Consider the following 17,054-nt stretch of genomic DNA (forward strand, 5'->3'; position numbering starts at 1 on the left):
TTATTTAAATCTTTGTTTCATTGAGGAAAGGCTTTGGAGTAGTCGCTTTACCATAATGTATAAATCAAGGAGGGGGCTGTATTAAACTTAACCATATTAGAAACTGCTTGGCGCAAGTAATCTGCTACTTGGTTTGAATTTTCTAAAAAATTCATTTTTCTGTCGCTGCCTAAAGAAAGTTATACATTCTTTCTGTAATAAACTCTATGTGATGACTGATATGTGACTCTAAAGTGTTTCTTAATTACTTTAGAGTCACATAAAACTATACTCGGTTTAAAAATTGGGGCTTTTAATTCTCTTCAGATGGCTCTGATGGTGCTTGTCTTGGTTTACGTTTCATTGGCATGTCACCTACCTCTTTACCTTGCATTGTATTTACTCGGCTAGCTGTTTGTTGTGGTTTGCTTTGCTTATCTTTATTTCGGTCAGTTTCTTTTTTATTTTTAGGTGCTGCTTTTTTAGCAGGTTTTAATCCTTTAAATTTAGCTTCTAAACCTTCAACTACATCTAGCTTAATATTTTGATTCAGAAAGCCCTTAATCGCCAAAAAGCTATACCAATCTTTTGGTCCTACAAATGAAACTGCTTTACCTTTATTGCCTGCTCTTCCTGTTCTACCGACTCTGTGAACATATTCGTCTGCCAATTTAGGTAGATCAAAATTAACTACTAACGAAACATTGAGTAAATCTAGGCCTCGAGATGCAATATCTGTTGTTACTAGAATATGCTGTTGACCTCGACCAAACTCACTCATTATGTTGTTTCTCTGCCCTTGAGTTAAATCACCACTTAGAGCAATAGAATGGAATTGCATTTCTTTTAGTAGAGTGGATAACCGTTCCGTATCTGCTCGGGTAGCAGTAAATATAATAATTTGTCTATGTTCTTGTTGATTGATGATTTTTACTAGTAAGGCTTCTTTGTGAGTCACATTGTCAGCTAAATAAAATGCTTGCTGTATATCTTTATGCTCTTCACTCGAAGACCCAACACTTATCCGTTGCGGCGCTTTAAGTAATAAGTGAGTTAATTCATGCATCGCAGCAGTATCTAAGGTGGCTGAAAACATCATAGATTGTCGCTTTCTGTGGTCAGCCATTTGATTTATTTGTTTGAGTTGAGACGCAAAACCTAAATCTAACATGCGGTCTGCTTCATCAAGGATTAACAATTCTAAGCCGTTTAAAAATAGTGACTTTCCAGATAGGTGGTCAGCGATTCGACCTGCTGTACCTACTACAAATTGTGGATTATGTTTCAATGCTTTTACTTGGTCGTTAAAGTTTTCGCCACCTAAAACCAGCGCAGCTTTAAGAGGTTGCTTAGCGATTAACCATTTAAGCTGTAAAAATACTTGTTTAGCAAGTTCTCGGGTAGGGGCCAAAATTAACACCCTAGGGTCACGTTTACTTAAAGGGTGCTTTGTTAAAACTCTATGTACGGCAGGCAGTAAAAAAGCTAGAGTTTTACCTGATCCTGTTTTAGAAGACGCAATTAGGTCTTTACCTAACATGCCATAAGGTATGGACTTTTGTTGTATTTGTGTAGGAGTGTTTAGCCCTTTAACTTCAAGGGCTTTTAATAGAATGTGATGAATACCTAAGTCACTAAATTGCAATGCATATGCTCTTAAAACGGAAATTGTCACAATTATACAAGTTGCAGCCGTTTATACCATCAAAGGATTAACTTACATAGGCACTTAAAGACTTTCTAGCTTTTAGTTACAGGCCTAAAAGGACATATCTGGTGTGTTTTCAGTGATAATCAATTTTCCGGCTGTTTTTGATTTTATTTCTTCTACAGTTACGTCAGGTGCTTTCTCTTTTAAGTGAAAAGCTCCATCTTTAACTTCTATAACAGCTAAGTCGGTGATTATTCGATTTATACAGTTTACGCCAGTTAAAGGTAGGGTACATGAGTCCAATAGTTTTGAGTTTCCGTGTTTATCTGCATGGGTCATGGTGACGATTATATTGCGAGCTCCTGCAACTAGATCCATTGCGCCACCCATACCCTTAATTAGTTTACCTGGGATCATCCAAGAGGCGATACTTCCAGACACATCTACTTCGAATGCACCAAGTACAGTTAAATCTACATGGCCACCTCTTATCATGGCAAAGCTCTCAGCTGAACTAAAAATAGATGCACCTTTGCTAGCTGTAACCGTTTCTTTACCAGCGTTGATCATGTCTGCATCGACTTGCTCTTCAGTTGGGTAGGGCCCCATACCTAGTAAACCATTTTCTGACTGCAACATTACTTCAATATCTTTATCTACATAGTTTGCTGCCAGTGTAGGAATGCCAATGCCTAAATTTACATAATCACCATCACTGAATTCTTGTGCCACTCTCATGGCAATTTGCTCTCTACTTAATGACATAACTATCTCCTATTGGTTATTAGTTGTAGGAGTGAGTATTTTACGCTCAATCCTTTTCTCAAAAGTGCCAACTATTACCCGGTCTACATAAATGCCAGGGGTATGGATTTCGCTAGGGTTTAATGAACCTGTTTCCACAAGTTCTTCAACTTCAACTACTGTTATTTTTCCAGCTGTAGCAGCCATAGGATTAAAGTTTTGTGCCGTATGTCGATAGATACAATTGCCGTACTTGTCTGCCTTCCATGCCTTAACTATTGAAAAGTCGCCAGTGACTGATTCTTCCATTATGTAACTACGGTCACCAAATTTTCGGGTTTCTTTTCCTTCGCCTACTGGGGTGCCATAACCTGTTGCAGTATAAAATGCAGGAATACCTGCACCCCCTGCTCTCATTTTTTCTGCTAGTGTTCCTTGTGGCGTCAGCTCTACTTCTAACTCTCCGCTAAGCAGTTGCTGTTCAAATAATGCGTTTTCGCCAACGTAAGAAGAAATCATCTTTCTAATTTGTTTTTGCTGTAATAACACACCTAATCCAAACCCATCCACACCGCAGTTGTTGGATACTACTGTTAGGTTTGTTGTTGCCATTTTACGAATTTGCGAAATTAACCCTTCTGGGATACCACATAAGCCAAATCCGCCAGCAATAATTGTCATATTGTCAGTCAAACCAGCCATTGCGGCATCATAACTTTCTACAACTTTATTAAAACCTGCCATATTTATTTCCTCTCTAAACTCAGTGACTTCAGTTTAGGAGATAATATTCAATAGTAAAATTGAATTAATGTGTGTATTAATAGATAAAATTTATTAATTGGTTTGCCTATGATCAGTAATGTTTCTTTTAAACAATTAAATATATTTGTGTGTATTGCTAATTCTCATACTTTTGCAGAAGCAGCTGAAAAAATTTGTTTATCACAACCTGCTTTATCATCAGCCATAAAAAAAATGGAGCTTCAGGTTGGTGGGGAATTGTTTTCTAGGACCACTCGTAAGGTCGAGTTAACGCCTGAGGGCAAATTGTTTATCCCTGTGGCTAAAAGGCTAATTTATGATTGGCAACAGGCATTTTCTGATCTTCATAATTTATTTTCACTCGGGCAAGGTAACTTGTCTATTGCTGCAATGCCCTCTTTTGCTGCGGGTTTATTACCAAGTATTCTGCAAAAATTTACTGGGTTATATCCAAATATTAAGCTTGCCGTTAATGATGTTGTAATGGAGCGTGTAATACAGAATGTTCAGGAGGGGCGTGCAGAAATTGGATTTTCATTTGAGTCTGAAAAAATGGAAGGTTTGGAGTTTCACCCGTTATTCGAAGATTGTTTCATGGCTGTATTACCTAAATCTCATCCATTGGCTCAACATTCAAGTGTATCTTGGCCACAGTTAGCATCGTATCCTTATGTTGCTATGAATAAGGGCTCTGCTATTCGGCGCTGGATTGATGCTTACATGGAAACTCAAATTGCAACATTAAACATCGTCGCAGAAGCTAGCCAGTTGGCGACTTTGGGGCAATTTGTGAATTATGATTTAGGTGTCTCTGTAGTACCTGTTTTATGTCGAGAGCAAATGCTAAGTAAAGGATTGACTTGTGTACCCATTACAGAAAATCATTTAAATAAACAAGTTGGCATCATCAGACTTAGAAAAGGTACTTTGTCTTCAGTTGCTCAAGCATTTTGGAGGTGGGTAGCAGATAACGTGCATGCTAATTTTCCGGCCGAGTAATCGACTTAAATTTAGTTAACAAGCCTTGATGGGTTACCACTTTTTCTTTTCTGCAAAGAGTTCATCTAATTCATTACGTTCAGACTCTTGTTTCTCGGCGACGTCTTTGCTGTTAGCTCTTTTAAGGTTATTTTCAATATCTGACAACTTTTCTTGAAGTTTACTTTTTCGAGCGGTGATATATTCATCTTGATTAGGTTGAGAGGATAGGGCACCAATGGCTTTTTCTAAACATTGTCGAGCAGAGCCTAATTGGTTATTTTTTAAGGCTATCTCGCCACGGCGTATTAATGTGTCAACATTTGCTCTAAGTTGGAGCCGTTCAAGGAGTTTATCTTCTGCCAAAAATACACGACTTTCGAGTCTGCCTTTTTTAAACTCTGCCCGTAACAGCGCTCTTAGGGTTTTTATCCCTTTAATAAATTGAATCACATGTTTATCGGCTTGGGGAAGCTTAAATTGGTCTTCTGGGGGAGCGGGTTGTGTTATATCAATGGCTTTCAGTTCTTCCTCAAGACCTTTTATTTGTTGGTTATAATTAGTGGTTCCATCGCTTACGCTTTGCAATGCTTTGGTTGCCATAAAAACCCTGCGCTTCATTATAAACAAAAATCTTTGCGTAAAAGGGATACCTTCGGCAGCCTTCAATGCTGCTTCTGTGTTCTCAATGATTGCTTTCTGTTTTGATGCTTCAGCCCGACGTTCCGTTTCCATTTTATTTTTATGCTGTTGCATAGCGTTAACAATGACGCCTATAAGCACCAATGAAACGATTAACACTATAATTATTGTGAACATCATAAAAGTATTTTTTATTCCAAAACTAAAGTAACAACTAATTCAAATGAAACAATTAAGGTAATGCTAAAACAAAGACACTGCCACCTAGAGCACCACCATTTCTAAGTGATATGGATCCCGACTTGTTCCCTCTAGTATGAGCTTGAGCTATAAGTCTAGCGAAAAATAAACCCAATCCTGTACGTCCTTGGCTAATATCATATTCTTGCACATTAATTAGTGTAGCCTCTAACATATTTTGTGGATAACCTGGACCATCGTCTTCTATTTTAAAAATAAGATTTTCTGATTCTTCATAAACACTTAGTAATATTTTTTGTTTGCCATAACGTAAGGCATTAATTAATACATCATTTAATAAGATATAAATCAAATCTGAATCTAGATACCATAATAAATCGGCAGATTTATTAACTTCTAAACTCATATTTTTGTGATTAAGATAACTTTTGTTTGATGTGACAATTTCCTCGACCATATCTTCAATGCAATGCTCATCGATATTTACAGGTAAATTATCCAGTCTTGCTCTGTACAGAGATAACAACTGAACTAATCCAGTGTTTAGTCTAGCTGCTTCATAATGAGCAGATGCTAGGTGCTCACTAGTAATAACATCGGGGTTTGCAATTGAGCGGCTAATATCCTCGATACTTTTATTTAACAGGCATAGTGAATTCTTCATATCATGAACTGCTGCACCAAGAACGGTTGAAAAATCAATAGCGTCATTGTCATTTGGCATCTGCCCCTCCCATCACTTAACCTTACACTCAGGATAGCCACATTTATAAATTTTATTTATAGTTTTTAGCATCTTATCAAATTTTTAGAGACCTTTTAGCATTGATTTATAGCAAGTGAGCTAGCCAATTTTGCATATAACTAGAACTTTTTTTTAAAATTTTATGGAATTCATTTTGTTAAAGTTATATAACATTTGAATATATAGGGTGTGTCAGTTAACTAGCAAGGTCAAAAAATGAAATTACAACAACTCAGATATATTGTTGAGGTGCTTAACAATAACTTAAACGTGTCTGCCACTGCAGAAAGTTTGTATACGTCGCAGCCAGGGATCAGCAAGCAAGTGCGTATGTTGGAAGATGAGTTGGGTGTGCAAATCTTTGGCCGTAGTGGAAAACATCTCACTCATGTCACTGAAGCAGGGCAAGACGTAATTAATATTTCTAGAGAAATTTTGGCTAAGGTTGAAAGTATTAAAGCCGTGTCTCGTGAGCACACTCTGCCAGATCAAGGCAAATTAAATATTGCTACGACTCATACCCAAGCTCGCTATGCTTTACCAGATGTGATTAAAGGCTTTATGAATAAATATTCTAAAGTGTCTTTACATATGCACCAAGGCACGCCTTCGCAAATTAGTGATTTAGCTGCAAAAGGCGAGGCGGATTTTGCCATCGCAACAGAGGCGCTACACTTGTACAATGATTTGGTTATGTTGCCTTGTTACCATTGGAATCGCAGTATTATTGTTAATAGAGATCACCCTCTATCGAAGAAAACCAGTATTACAATTGAAGATTTAGCGGAATATAACTTAGTGACCTATGTCTTTGGTTTTACAGGCCGTTCATCTTTAGATCAGGCATTTAGTTCTGCTGGAATCGAGCCTAAAATTGTATTTACTGCCACAGATGCTGATGTTATCAAAACTTATGTGCGTTTAGGGGTTGGTGTTGGCGTGATTGCTTCAATGGCTATTGATGACAAATTGGATTCTGATTTAGTTAAAATTGATGCAAGTCATTTGTTTGAGTACAGCACTACTAAGATTGGTTTCCGTAAAGGCTCATTTTTGCGTAGTTATATGTATGAGTTTATTGAACGTTTTGCGCCACACTTGACCAAGTCTGTTGTAGAGAAAGCAATGATGTTGAAAAACAATGATGAAGTCGAAAAAATGTTTAAAGGATTAACTCTTCCCGTTAAATAAGTCTCGATTATCTGATAAACCTAAATAATCAAACACAAAAATAGATTATTTAGGTTCATTTCCTTTTAGCCTACCTTAAATCAATTGTTTTATTTATTGCCATAAAAATGATGGGATAAATTTCTAACAAATGCAGCGGTTGCCCCCCATATATTATGTTGTTGCCAAGGAATAAAGTAGATAGGAGTTTGGTCGTTACGTCGCTTGACCCAATGTATTAAGTGATTCTGGTGATCAAGTAAAAATGTTAGGGGAACTTCAAATGTTTCTTCGACCTCATTTTTATCTAATACTAAATTTAGCGGACCAGGTAAAAAGCCAATATAAGGGCTCACTTCATACCCACTAATGGTCCGGTATATAGGTAAATTACCGACGATATCAACTTTTTCGGGTGGGATACCAATTTCTTCATAGGTTTCACGAAGTGCAGTTTGAATTAAAGTCTTATCTGTTTGTTCTTGTTTCCCTCCAGGAAAACTAATTTGTCCACCGTGATGTTTTAGATGTTTTGCCCTTACTGTGAATACGACCTTAAGCTCATTTTGGTATTGTACAATAGGTATCAGAACTGCTGCTGGTTTACCTGCGTTTTTTAAGGAGAAGTCAGGTTCCTTATTGACTAGCTTTATGTGATGAAATTGACGTAAGAACTCGGATTTATTCATTTTAGCCTTGGATATTAGTGGACACCTCAGTATCGAGTATAGGAAGTATTTTTGATACTTTATCTAGGCTTTCTTGATATTCAGCTTCAGCTTCGGAATCGATCACTATACCGCCACCTGCCCAACAGTAAATCTTATTCTGTTTATTACCCTGCTCACACAGTAAAGTGCGGATACATATACTCGTATCCATATCACCTTTAATACCAATATAACCGATACTGCCACAGTATATATTCCGATTGTTAGGTTCTAGCTCATCAATTATTTCCATAGCCCTGATTTTAGGAGCACCAGTAATAGACCCGCCAGGGAATGCGCCTTGTAATAAATCAATAGAGGTTTTATCGGATTTTAGCTGGGCAGTTACCGTACTAACTAAATGATGAACTGCAGCAAAGGTTTCTATTTCGAATAGCTTTGGTACTTCGACGGTACCGGCCTCGCAGTGTTTGCTTAAATCATTACGCATTAAGTCAACAATCATCAGATTCTCGGCTTGATCTTTTTGCGAAGTCAGTAAGGATTCAATTTGCTGTTTATCTGCTAAAGGGTCTTTTTGTCTTGGCCTAGTACCTTTTATAGGTTTTGTCTCAACCTTGTTATTCCTAACTAATAGAAAACGTTCTGGAGAAATACTTAAAATACTAGATGTCGGTAAGCGTATAAAAGCTGAAAAAGGAGCTTGATTAGCGTTTCTTAATTTTAAATAGGCTCGCCATTCATCACCAGTGTAGTTGGCTGTAAAACGCTGAGCGAGGTTAGTTTGATAGCAATCTCCGGCATTTAAATACGACTTAATTTTCTCTATTTTTTGTTCATACTTTGCTTTTGACATATTAGCTTGCCAAGCCGTGGTTAAAGCAAATTTTGCCGCTTTGTATTTTTGTGCAACTAAGAGTCTAATATCTGATGGAGTAGGGTGAGGGTAGCCTTCTAAGCTACAAAGGTAAAAACACTCATCTTGATTATCTTTTATGATACTCCATGTATATAGACCTACCGCCATATCAGGACTAGTATATTCCGCAAAATGTTTATTAGGTAAATACTCAAAATGGCGTCCTAAATCATACCCAAAGTATCCTAATGCCCCAGCAATAAAAGGAATGTCAGATGGCCCTGTTTGCGCTAATTGTACCCCTGATAAGTACTGATTAATGAGTTTTTGCAACAAACTCAAGGGATTAGCATCGCTTTTTTCTATAGTGTTGTCGATGTGCTTAATTTCTGAATTGTTGGCTGTGGTTATAATAGTTGCAATAGGTTTAGCAACCATAATATCGAAACGGCCATTCTTATGTTGGCTATTAGATGAATCAAGTAACATAGCCCAACTATCACTAGCGTAATGTTGAAATACTGAGGTGATACAGGTTGAGGCGGCAAGCTCAATTGGGACAATACTGACTAAAGGGTTTTTAATTATCATTGTGAAATTTTCTAGGGACTCAGATAAATGTTTAATGAAATGCTGCAGATTTATCATGGAGCAATTACGCTTAGCAGGTTATCATAACTAAAGAAAATGTAACCTAAGAATATCTAAGAGGCATCCATGAGCGTTATTCGTCAGCAAGATTTTATTGATAGTATTGAAGAGTCTTTGCAGTTTATTTCCTATTATCATCCACTCGACTACATCCAAGCAGTTGAAAAAGCCTATAACAAAGAGCAAAGTCAGGCTGCAAAAGATGCCATGGCACAAATTCTCATAAACTCTAGAATGTCTGCTGAAGGCAAGCGCCCTTTATGTCAAGACACCGGTATTGTTACATGTTTCGTTAAAATTGGTATGGGGGTAAAGTGGGATAAAACAGATTTAACTGTGCAACAAATGGTTGATGAAGGAACCCGTCGTGCCTACCTTAACCCTGACAATCCTCTTAGGGCATCGATTGTTGCAGACCCTGCAGGCACCCGTAAAAATACTAAAGATAATACACCCGCTGTGGTTCATATTGATACGGTTGCTGGCGATCATATAGAAGTCATGATCGCTGCTAAAGGCGGTGGTTCAGAAAACAAATCTAAAATGGTTATGTTAAACCCTAGTGATGATATTGCAGATTGGGTAGTGAAAACTTTGCCAACTATGGGGGCAGGGTGGTGTCCACCTGGAATGTTAGGTATAGGTATAGGCGGTACAGCTGAAAAAGCCGCTGTACTTGCTAAAGAAAGCTTAATGGATCCGGTAGATATTCAAGAGTTAATGGATAGAGGCGCTGAAACTACTGAAGAGAAGCTACGTTTAGATATCTTCAAAAAAGTAAATGACTTAGGGATTGGTGCCCAAGGCTTAGGTGGTTTAACAACAGTTGTTGATATTAAGATAAAATCACTGCCTACTCATGCCGCCTCTAAGCCCGTAGCCATGATCCCTAACTGCGCTGCAACACGCCACGCTCATTTTCACTTAGATGGTTCTGGTCCTGCTGATTTTACGCCCCCTAAACTTGAAGATTGGCCAGAGGTTACTTGGGAAGTAGCTGAGGGGACACGCCGTGTTAACTTAGATACAGTGAGCAAAGACGACATTCAAGAATGGAAAGTGGGTGAGACTGTCTTACTAACCGGTAAGATGTTGACTGGCCGTGATGCGGCCCATAAGCGTATTCAAACCATGTTGGCTAATGGCGAAGGCTTACCAGAAGGTGTGGATTTTGATAATAAATTTATCTATTACGTGGGGCCAGTTGATGCGGTAGGCGATGAAGCAGTGGGACCTGCTGGCCCTACTACGGCAACACGTATGGACAAGTTTACTGACATGATGCTAGAAAAAACCGGTATCAGTGGCATGATTGGTAAAGCAGAGCGTGGTCCTGCAACTGTGCAAAGTATTGCCAAGCACAAGTCTGTGTATTTGATGGCTGTGGGTGGCGCCGCTTATTTAGTGTCAAAAGCGATAAAAAATGCTCGTGTTGTAGCTTTTGAAGACTTAGGTATGGAAGCTATCTATGAATTTGATGTAGTTGATATGCCCGTGACCGTTGCTGTTGATAGCAGTGGTGCTAATGCCCATGAAACAGGGCCGGCAATTTGGAAAGTTAAAATTGCAGAAATGGAAAAGTAAGTAACGTTTACTTACCATTAAAATGTACTCTTTAACGGCGGTTTTTACCGCCGTTTTTGTTTTTAAGTTGTGAGGTATTTTAATTTTTATGAGTCAGTTTAACGATCTTGTTACGTTATCTATATTTGCAGGTCTGTTTATTTTTGGTTTAATTTTGGGGGCTGGATTAATTGCAATTAGAGCTCGTAAAGCGCTAAAAAATGCAACGTCGCAAATGACAACTGTATATCAAGAGCAAGAAAAACAGTTACGTGACCAACTTGCCAAGCAAGATATTTTGATTAAAGAAATGAGTGCGGAGCAAAAGTCCGTATTAGAGCAGCAGCTACAAACACAAAATCGATTGGGGCAGCTAAACCAAAGAATTCAACGTATTCCAGAGCTAGAAGTAGAAAAAAATCAGTGGCAACAACAATATAAACAGGCAAATGAGTATGCCACTGAGCTACGAGCAAAACTTGAAGCTCAAGCTGCAAGGTTTGAACAAGAGCAATTAGCCAGTATTGAAAAATTGCAACTCTTAGAAGCTGCTGAAAAGAGGCTACAAACTCAGTTTGAAAATACAGCGAATAAAATTTTTCAACAGAAACAAGATACCTTTGCAGAGTCCAGTAAAGCAGGGTTAGATACTATTTTGTTGCCACTCAAAGAGCAGATTGAAGGTTTTAAGAAACAAGTTTCTGATCAATATGTAAAAGAAGGTCAAGAAAGAGCTTCTCTGAAAACTGAAATATTAGGCCTGAAAGAACTCAACCAACAAATCACCCAAGACGCAGCAGCATTGACTAAAGCCCTGAAAGGGGACAACAAAGCCCAAGGAAATTGGGGGGAAGTGATATTGGAGCGTGTTCTTAAAGAGTCAGGTTTAAGGGAAGGTCACGAGTTTGACACCCAGGTTCCGTTAAAAAATGAAGCTGGTAAAAGCTATCAACCAGATGTAGTGGTGCATTTGCCTGGTAACAAGGACGTGGTTGTTGACTCTAAAGTGTCATTGGCTGCCTATGAGCGTTACTTCAATGAGCAAGAAGACGACGTTGTCAGAGCGACCCATTTACGAGACCACATTACCTCTATGAGAAGTCATATTAAAGAGTTAGGTAAAAAGGACTATCAAGACCTAACGGGCATTCGTAGTCTAGACTATGTTTTGATGTTCATCCCAATTGAGTCTGCATTTATACTTGCCGCAGACCAAGCCCCAGACATACTGAAGTTAGCGTTCGATCACAATATTATGCTAGTAAGCCCAACAAACTTGCTGGTGGCTCTGCGAACCATCAATAACATTTGGCAATATGAATATCAAAACCAGAATGCACAAAAAATTGCGAATAATGCGGCTAAGTTATATGACAAGTTTCATGGTTTTGTAAGTGATATGGATAAAGTGGGTAAAGCTATTGATGCCAGCCAGAAGAACTTCGATAGTGCTATGAATAAACTGTCTACAGGAAAGGGAAATATTGTTCGGCAAGTGGAGCAATTTCGACAGCTAGGCGTACAAACAAACAAAAATTTAGATGGTAAACTTTTAGATCGCTCAGATCTTGAGGATTGATTAGCAAGATACTGTTTTAACTATCTTTTAGTTAAAAAAAATGTAGGTTTAATAGTTATGTTTGTATGTAATTAGTTAAATGAAAACGTTTTACATGTTAATGTTAACATAACGTTGAATACAGAAGGAAAAACTGTGGCAGCTCTGGGTATAAAAGATATAGCAGCCTTGGCCAATGTGTCGCCAGCGACTGTTTCAAGGGTGTTTAGTGCACCAGAAATGGTCTCTAAAAAAACTTTAGAAAAAGTGCAAAAAGTGATCGATGAGTCTGGGTATAGGCCTAACCGAATTGGGGCCAGTTTACGGACACGTAAAAGCGGTAATATTGTGGCTATTATTCCAGACATCACTAACCCTGTGAATGCGGGGATCATCCGTGCCATTGAGCAAAAAGCCCATACTGCAGGTTATTCTGTTTTACTTGGCGATACGCAAGGTTTACACGAGCGCGAACAACACTATGCAGATTTAGTCACCCACGGTCAGGCTGATGGCGTATTACTGTTTTGTTCTAGCATTCCTTTTAAAACGGATCCTACTTTAAACCTAGCTCAGCAATTACCGCCTATGGTTAACGGTAACGAAAAAATAGACTCTGATGAAGTAGTACAAGTTGCTGTTGATAATGTAGCGGCAGCTAAAAGAGCTGTTAAGCATTTAATAGATCTAGGGCATAAATATATTGCAGCGGTTACAGGGCCTGATGATATTGCGAGCTCTAATGAGCGGCTTGAAGGTTATAGGTCTGCGCTTGAGGACGCTAATATTCCTTTAGATAGTGGGCTTTGTATTCAGGGCGAGTACGATGTGGAGTCTGGTATGAAATGTGCCGGGCAGTTGCTGTTACTGCGTCAAAGACCAACCGCTATTTTTTGCTTTAGTGATGATATGGCAATTGGTGTAATGAAATTTGTGCAAAAACAAGGCTTCTCAGTACCTGAAGATATCTCAGTGATGGGGTTTGATGATATTAATTATGCGCAATTGGTTTCACCGGCACTTACTACGGTACATCAGCCCTTAGAGGAAATTGGTGGTTTGTGTATTGAATTACTGCTTAAGCAACTGAAAGGCGAGTATGTAGAGCCAGGTAGACGTTTTCTACCCTTTGAGTTAAAAGTTAGAGGTAGTACTGGGCCGGCTCCAACTTAGGTTTCGCAATTTACTTTTAAAGTTTAAAGAAAAAACTAGAGTAACCCCCTACAAGTTACCCTAGCCCCCATTTCCCATGGGCTAAACAGTTAATTTTGCTGTTGAAGTTGTTTCTTGAAAAACGCACCTTGTTCAGTAGGTGTGTAATTCCAATCTTTTATCATGGTCGGTGACCACTGTGGATCAAATGCCCATACAACCCAAGAAATGTCTCTTGCTTCGATAAACTCCATAATTTGAGGCCCATAGCTTCCATCATTGATTACTGGAATATGTGCACCTAAACCATCTGCACTTACCCAACCCAATTCTGTTGCAATAATTGGATAGTCTTTCGCTGCAAAACCCCACACTGATTCCCAGAGGTCAAAAAAGTTTTGTTTTGATTTAACCTTAGGTTTAGCCTTTTGGGGGTAGGGATGCACAGCATAAGCTATTCCTTGACGGGCAATGGGGGATTGTTTAACAGGACGTAAATCATATGCCCAGTTAAAGCCTGCTACTAGTGGGATCACATTCTTGTCGTGAGCGTAAATAACGTCAATGAGTTGCTCATTTAAGGCTTTCCAATCATGCCAGTTTGCTTTTCCTGCTCTGCCGCCTTGATCCGTAGGTTCGTTGAATAGTTCATATACCGCAATAGTCGATACACCTGAGTAACGAAAAGACACATCTTTCCAGAAGGTAAAGGTTTCTTTCTTTGTGGTGTCGTACATAGGGTGTTGAAACAGTTCATCTGGTAAATAACCGATAGAGTGCCAATCTATAATGAGGTACATATCTAAAGAGTTTGCCCAAATTACAGCTTCATCAATGATTTTGAAGTACTCTTCTTTACCATTTTTTTTCCAAGAAATAGGGTGAATGGGTAGCCTTACAACATTCGCTCCCCAATCTTTCAGCTCTTTGAATAAAGATAAAGACCATTGTTTTTGAGTACGTAGTTTATCTGGATCTGCGATATTTACACCACGAAAAACAAAGGTTTGCCCTTTCTCATCAACGAGTTTGTTTCCTTTTACTCGAATAAACGCTTGTTCATTAACTAATTGACTGCCGTCAAACGTGCCCGGGTAGGGCACGTTCCACCAATCTTTAGTATTACTAGAGCTATTACTTGCTGCAAAAACACTTACATTAAAAAATAAAATGAATAATGCTGAAGTAGTAATAAGTTTTTTCATCATAGACCTTAGGGGTTATTTACTTAAGGTTGCGACAATCTTATGGCTTCCAGAGTAAGCGATTGGATCAATCACATTACCTACTATTTCCTGTCCATCAACTGTCAAAGATATAGCACCCTTACTTATTCCCTGAGGATTACGTAATGTAATCTCGTAACGAGCGCCACGGAACTCTCGATTAATCTTAACATTATCCCAAGCGGGTAAAATACATGGGTCAATACTTAACCCTTCATATGTTGGCTTAATACCTAAGATGTATTGGGTCGCAGCATAATAGTTCCACGCTGCAGTACCGGTTAACCAAGAATTTTTAGCTTCACCAGGATGTTCTGCATCTGCACCAGCTATCATTTGGCTGTATACATAGGGTTCTGTTTTATGAAGATCTTGAACATCTTGTAAAAATGCAGGTGTGATTTTACTGTAATATTCATAGGCCTTCTCAGCACGTCCAAGCATAGCTTCAGAAATGGTTATCCATGGGTTGTTATGACAGAAAATCCCCGCATTTTCTTTATAGCCAGGAGGATAAGAGGTGATTTCACCTATATATTTATCATAGTTAGTATAAGCGGGTTGGTTGAGCATGATGCCGAAATCGGTTGATAGGTGCTCTTCAACAGAATTCATGGCTTGTAATGCTTTACCATCGTCTAAGCCAATTCCTGCCATGGCGCAGAACCCTTGAGATTCAATGAAAATCTTACCTTCGGTATTCTCATTGCTTCCTATTTTTTCACCTTTTGCATTATAGGCACGAATAAACCAAGCCCCGTCCCATGCATGCTGTTTTACGGTTTCACGCATTAACTCAACGTGTTGTAAGCAGTTGGCTGCAAGCTCGTCTTTACCTATTTTTTTACATAAATCGACAAACTCTTGACCGTATAACACGAACTGCCCAGCAATCATCACTGATTCAGCAATATCTGATGCGCCACGTTGGGTGGTTTGGTATGACTCATTTGGATCTTCAGAGAAACAGTTTAGGTTTAAACAGTCATTCCAATCAGCTCTACCGATCAAAGGCAAACCGTGTGGGCCTAAGTTATTTACTACGTGATTAAACGCGCGATTGAGGTGTTCAAAGTGCGTGGCTGTGTTATCTAAATCGCTATCAAACGGTACCACTTCATCTAAAATACTAAAATCACCTGTTTCTTTAATATAGTTTGCTGTAGAAAGCACCATCCACATAGGGTCATCGTTAAAATTACCACCTATATTGGCATTACCTTTTTTAGTTAAAGGTTGATATTGGTGATAAGCAGAACCATCTGTCTTTTGGGTAGCAGATAAGTCTAGAATACGTTCTTTAACTTTCTCGGGCACCATGTGGGCAAACCCTATGGTATCTTGGTTTGAGTCTCTGAACCCCATACCTCGCCCGATGCCTGATTCGTAGAATGAGGCACTACGAGATAAGTTGAAAGTCACCATATTTTGATACTGATTCCAGATATTAACGGCTCGGTTAAATTTGTCATCTGGTGATTCAACTGTAAATTTACTTAATAAGTTAAACCAATAATCATTAAGCTTTTTAAGCTCAGCGGCCACTTTTTCATCAGTATCAAATCTGCCACTAAGTGCTTCTGCTGGTGCTTTGTTAATAACATTAAGGCCCGACCATTTATTTTCTGGCTCGACTTCACAATAACCTAGTACAAAGACTAATGATTGGCTTTCACCTGGTGCAAGCTCTACTTTAAGATGGTGAGATGCGATAGGAGACCAGCCACGAGCTAAGGAGTTCTTAGTTACCCCAGACTCAACTGCCACAGGACGATCAAAACCTCTATATGGACCAAGAAAAGTTTCACGGTCAGTTTCAAATCCAGCTACTTCACGATTCACTGAATAAAAAGAGTAATGGTTGCGTCTCTCGCGGTATTCTGTTTTGTGAAAAATAGTACTACCTGCTACTTCTACTTCACCTGTTGAAAGGTTTCTTTGGAAGTTAGCGCCATCATCTTCAGCATTCCATAAACACCATTCGATGAATGAAAATACATCGACTGTTTTCGTTTCTGAGGTGTTATTTGTTAATTTTAAACTATGAACTTCAGCTTTCGTGTCTAAAGGAATAAAGCTAGTAATTTCTGAAGCAATACCAATTTTACTAGCATTGAAACGGCTATATCCCATACCGTGTCTACAAGAGTATTCATCTAACTGAGTATCAACAGGAAGGCCAGTCGCAGACCAATATTGCTCGTCACACTTTAAGTAAAAATAACGACCGCCGTTATCTACAGGCACATTATTGTAGCGATAGCGAGTTAAACGACGAAATTTAGGATCGCGATAAAAACAATAGCCACCGGCGGTATTTGATATCAATCCATAGAATCCATCGTTCCCAAGATAGTTAATCCATGGGGTAGGCGTATATGGTGTTGTAATTACATATTCATAGTTTTCATCATCGAAATAACCGAATTTTTCGTTTGTTTCAGTGGCTGGGTTTTGCATGTTTTTCAATCCCTTCTTATTTAATGGTTTAAAATTTAA

Annotated in this window: 14 protein-coding genes; 5 read left to right on the forward strand and 9 right to left on the reverse strand. The window is 38.7% G+C overall.

All coding sequences use genetic code 11. From position 1 onward, the window contains the following. Positions 1-292: 292 nt before the first annotated feature. The 3 genes from EOK74_RS12405 to EOK74_RS12415 all read right to left on the reverse strand — a co-directional run bounded on the left by EOK74_RS12405 (position 293) and on the right by EOK74_RS12415 (position 3,118). Positions 293-1,624: a DEAD/DEAH box helicase gene (locus EOK74_RS12405; protein WP_133470334.1), complete on the reverse strand. Its 1,332-nt coding sequence runs from the start codon at positions 1,622-1,624 to the stop codon at positions 293-295. 114 nt (positions 1,625-1,738) lie between these two features. Continuing rightward, positions 1,739-2,395, reverse strand: coding sequence for a CoA transferase subunit B (locus EOK74_RS12410; protein ID WP_133470335.1), 657 nt, complete (start codon positions 2,393-2,395; stop codon positions 1,739-1,741). A gap of 9 nt (positions 2,396-2,404) precedes the next feature. Next, complete coding sequence (locus EOK74_RS12415) at positions 2,405-3,118, reverse strand: CoA transferase subunit A (RefSeq protein ID WP_133470336.1); 714 nt, start codon at positions 3,116-3,118, stop codon at positions 2,405-2,407. Positions 3,119-3,226: 108 nt separating this feature from the next. Here EOK74_RS12415 and EOK74_RS12420 point away from each other — a divergent pair, with 108 nt between their 5' ends. Further along, on the forward strand, positions 3,227-4,138 hold the full coding sequence (locus EOK74_RS12420) for a LysR family transcriptional regulator (RefSeq protein ID WP_205964657.1): 912 nt from the start codon (positions 3,227-3,229) through the stop codon (positions 4,136-4,138). A gap of 33 nt (positions 4,139-4,171) precedes the next feature. On the opposite strand, the gene EOK74_RS12425 is transcribed toward EOK74_RS12420, so the two are convergent. Then, entirely contained in the window at positions 4,172-4,939 is a 768-nt protein-coding gene (locus tag EOK74_RS12425; protein ID WP_133470337.1) for a hypothetical protein, read from the reverse strand. A gap of 52 nt (positions 4,940-4,991) precedes the next feature. Then, complete coding sequence (locus EOK74_RS12430) at positions 4,992-5,684, reverse strand: sensor histidine kinase (protein WP_133470338.1); 693 nt, start codon at positions 5,682-5,684, stop codon at positions 4,992-4,994. A gap of 237 nt (positions 5,685-5,921) precedes the next feature. Between EOK74_RS12430 and cysB the strand changes: the two genes are divergently transcribed. After that, the gene (gene cysB, locus EOK74_RS12435; protein ID WP_133470339.1) at positions 5,922-6,896 is read left to right on the forward strand and encodes an HTH-type transcriptional regulator CysB; all 975 of its coding nucleotides are present in this window, start codon (positions 5,922-5,924) and stop codon (positions 6,894-6,896) included. An 89-nt stretch (positions 6,897-6,985) separates the two neighbouring features. On the opposite strand, the gene EOK74_RS12440 is transcribed toward cysB, so the two are convergent. Together EOK74_RS12440 and pabB are read right to left on the reverse strand one after the other, a co-directional pair. Beyond that, positions 6,986-7,564 (reverse strand): CoA pyrophosphatase, encoded by a 579-nt coding sequence (locus EOK74_RS12440; protein WP_133470340.1) that lies wholly within the window; start codon positions 7,562-7,564, stop codon positions 6,986-6,988. Position 7,565: 1 nt separating this feature from the next. Continuing rightward, a complete protein-coding gene (gene pabB, locus EOK74_RS12445) occupies positions 7,566-8,996 on the reverse strand; it encodes an aminodeoxychorismate synthase component I (RefSeq protein ID WP_133470341.1) in 1,431 nt (476 codons plus the stop codon). A 126-nt stretch (positions 8,997-9,122) separates the two neighbouring features. Here pabB and EOK74_RS12450 point away from each other — a divergent pair, with 126 nt between their 5' ends. From EOK74_RS12450 to EOK74_RS12460, 3 genes are all read left to right on the forward strand, one after another. After that, entirely contained in the window at positions 9,123-10,640 is a 1,518-nt protein-coding gene (locus tag EOK74_RS12450; RefSeq protein WP_133470342.1) for a fumarate hydratase, read from the forward strand. 88 nt (positions 10,641-10,728) lie between these two features. Beyond that, positions 10,729-12,198 (forward strand): DNA recombination protein RmuC, encoded by a 1,470-nt coding sequence (gene rmuC / locus EOK74_RS12455; protein WP_133470343.1) that lies wholly within the window; start codon positions 10,729-10,731, stop codon positions 12,196-12,198. A gap of 135 nt (positions 12,199-12,333) precedes the next feature. Then, complete coding sequence (locus EOK74_RS12460; RefSeq protein ID WP_133470344.1) at positions 12,334-13,350, forward strand: LacI family DNA-binding transcriptional regulator; 1,017 nt, start codon at positions 12,334-12,336, stop codon at positions 13,348-13,350. Positions 13,351-13,439: 89 nt separating this feature from the next. Here EOK74_RS12460 and EOK74_RS12465 read toward each other — a convergent pair whose 3' ends face one another. After that, positions 13,440-14,534, reverse strand: a complete 1,095-nt coding sequence (locus tag EOK74_RS12465; RefSeq protein ID WP_133470345.1) for a glycoside hydrolase family 5 protein — start codon at positions 14,532-14,534, stop codon at positions 13,440-13,442. Positions 14,535-14,549: 15 nt separating this feature from the next. Then, entirely contained in the window at positions 14,550-17,015 is a 2,466-nt protein-coding gene (locus tag EOK74_RS12470; protein WP_133470346.1) for a glycoside hydrolase family 94 protein, read from the reverse strand. Positions 17,016-17,054: the final 39 nt, after the last annotated feature.

The organism is Paraglaciecola marina, from assembly GCF_004360155.1.
In the GTDB taxonomy this organism is placed as follows: Bacteria; Pseudomonadota; Gammaproteobacteria; order Enterobacterales; family Alteromonadaceae; genus Paraglaciecola; species Paraglaciecola marina.

Coding starts and splice junctions, on each gene's coding strand:
- EOK74_RS12440 (WP_133470340.1), bottom strand. CDS start 7,564: ATGAATAAATCCGAGTTCTTACGTCAATTTCATCACATAAAGCTAGTC.
- cysB (WP_133470339.1), top strand. CDS start 5,922: ATGAAATTACAACAACTCAGATATATTGTTGAGGTGCTTAACAATAAC.
- EOK74_RS12450 (WP_133470342.1), top strand. CDS start 9,123: ATGAGCGTTATTCGTCAGCAAGATTTTATTGATAGTATTGAAGAGTCT.
- EOK74_RS12465 (WP_133470345.1), bottom strand. CDS start 14,534: ATGAAAAAACTTATTACTACTTCAGCATTATTCATTTTATTTTTTAAT.
- EOK74_RS12425 (WP_133470337.1), bottom strand. CDS start 4,939: ATGATGTTCACAATAATTATAGTGTTAATCGTTTCATTGGTGCTTATA.
- pabB (WP_133470341.1), bottom strand. CDS start 8,996: ATGATAATTAAAAACCCTTTAGTCAGTATTGTCCCAATTGAGCTTGCC.
- EOK74_RS12420 (WP_205964657.1), top strand. CDS start 3,227: ATGATCAGTAATGTTTCTTTTAAACAATTAAATATATTTGTGTGTATT.
- EOK74_RS12410 (WP_133470335.1), bottom strand. CDS start 2,395: ATGTCATTAAGTAGAGAGCAAATTGCCATGAGAGTGGCACAAGAATTC.
- rmuC (WP_133470343.1), top strand. CDS start 10,729: ATGAGTCAGTTTAACGATCTTGTTACGTTATCTATATTTGCAGGTCTG.
- EOK74_RS12430 (WP_133470338.1), bottom strand. CDS start 5,684: ATGCCAAATGACAATGACGCTATTGATTTTTCAACCGTTCTTGGTGCA.
- EOK74_RS12470 (WP_133470346.1), bottom strand. CDS start 17,015: ATGCAAAACCCAGCCACTGAAACAAACGAAAAATTCGGTTATTTCGAT.
- EOK74_RS12415 (WP_133470336.1), bottom strand. CDS start 3,118: ATGGCAGGTTTTAATAAAGTTGTAGAAAGTTATGATGCCGCAATGGCT.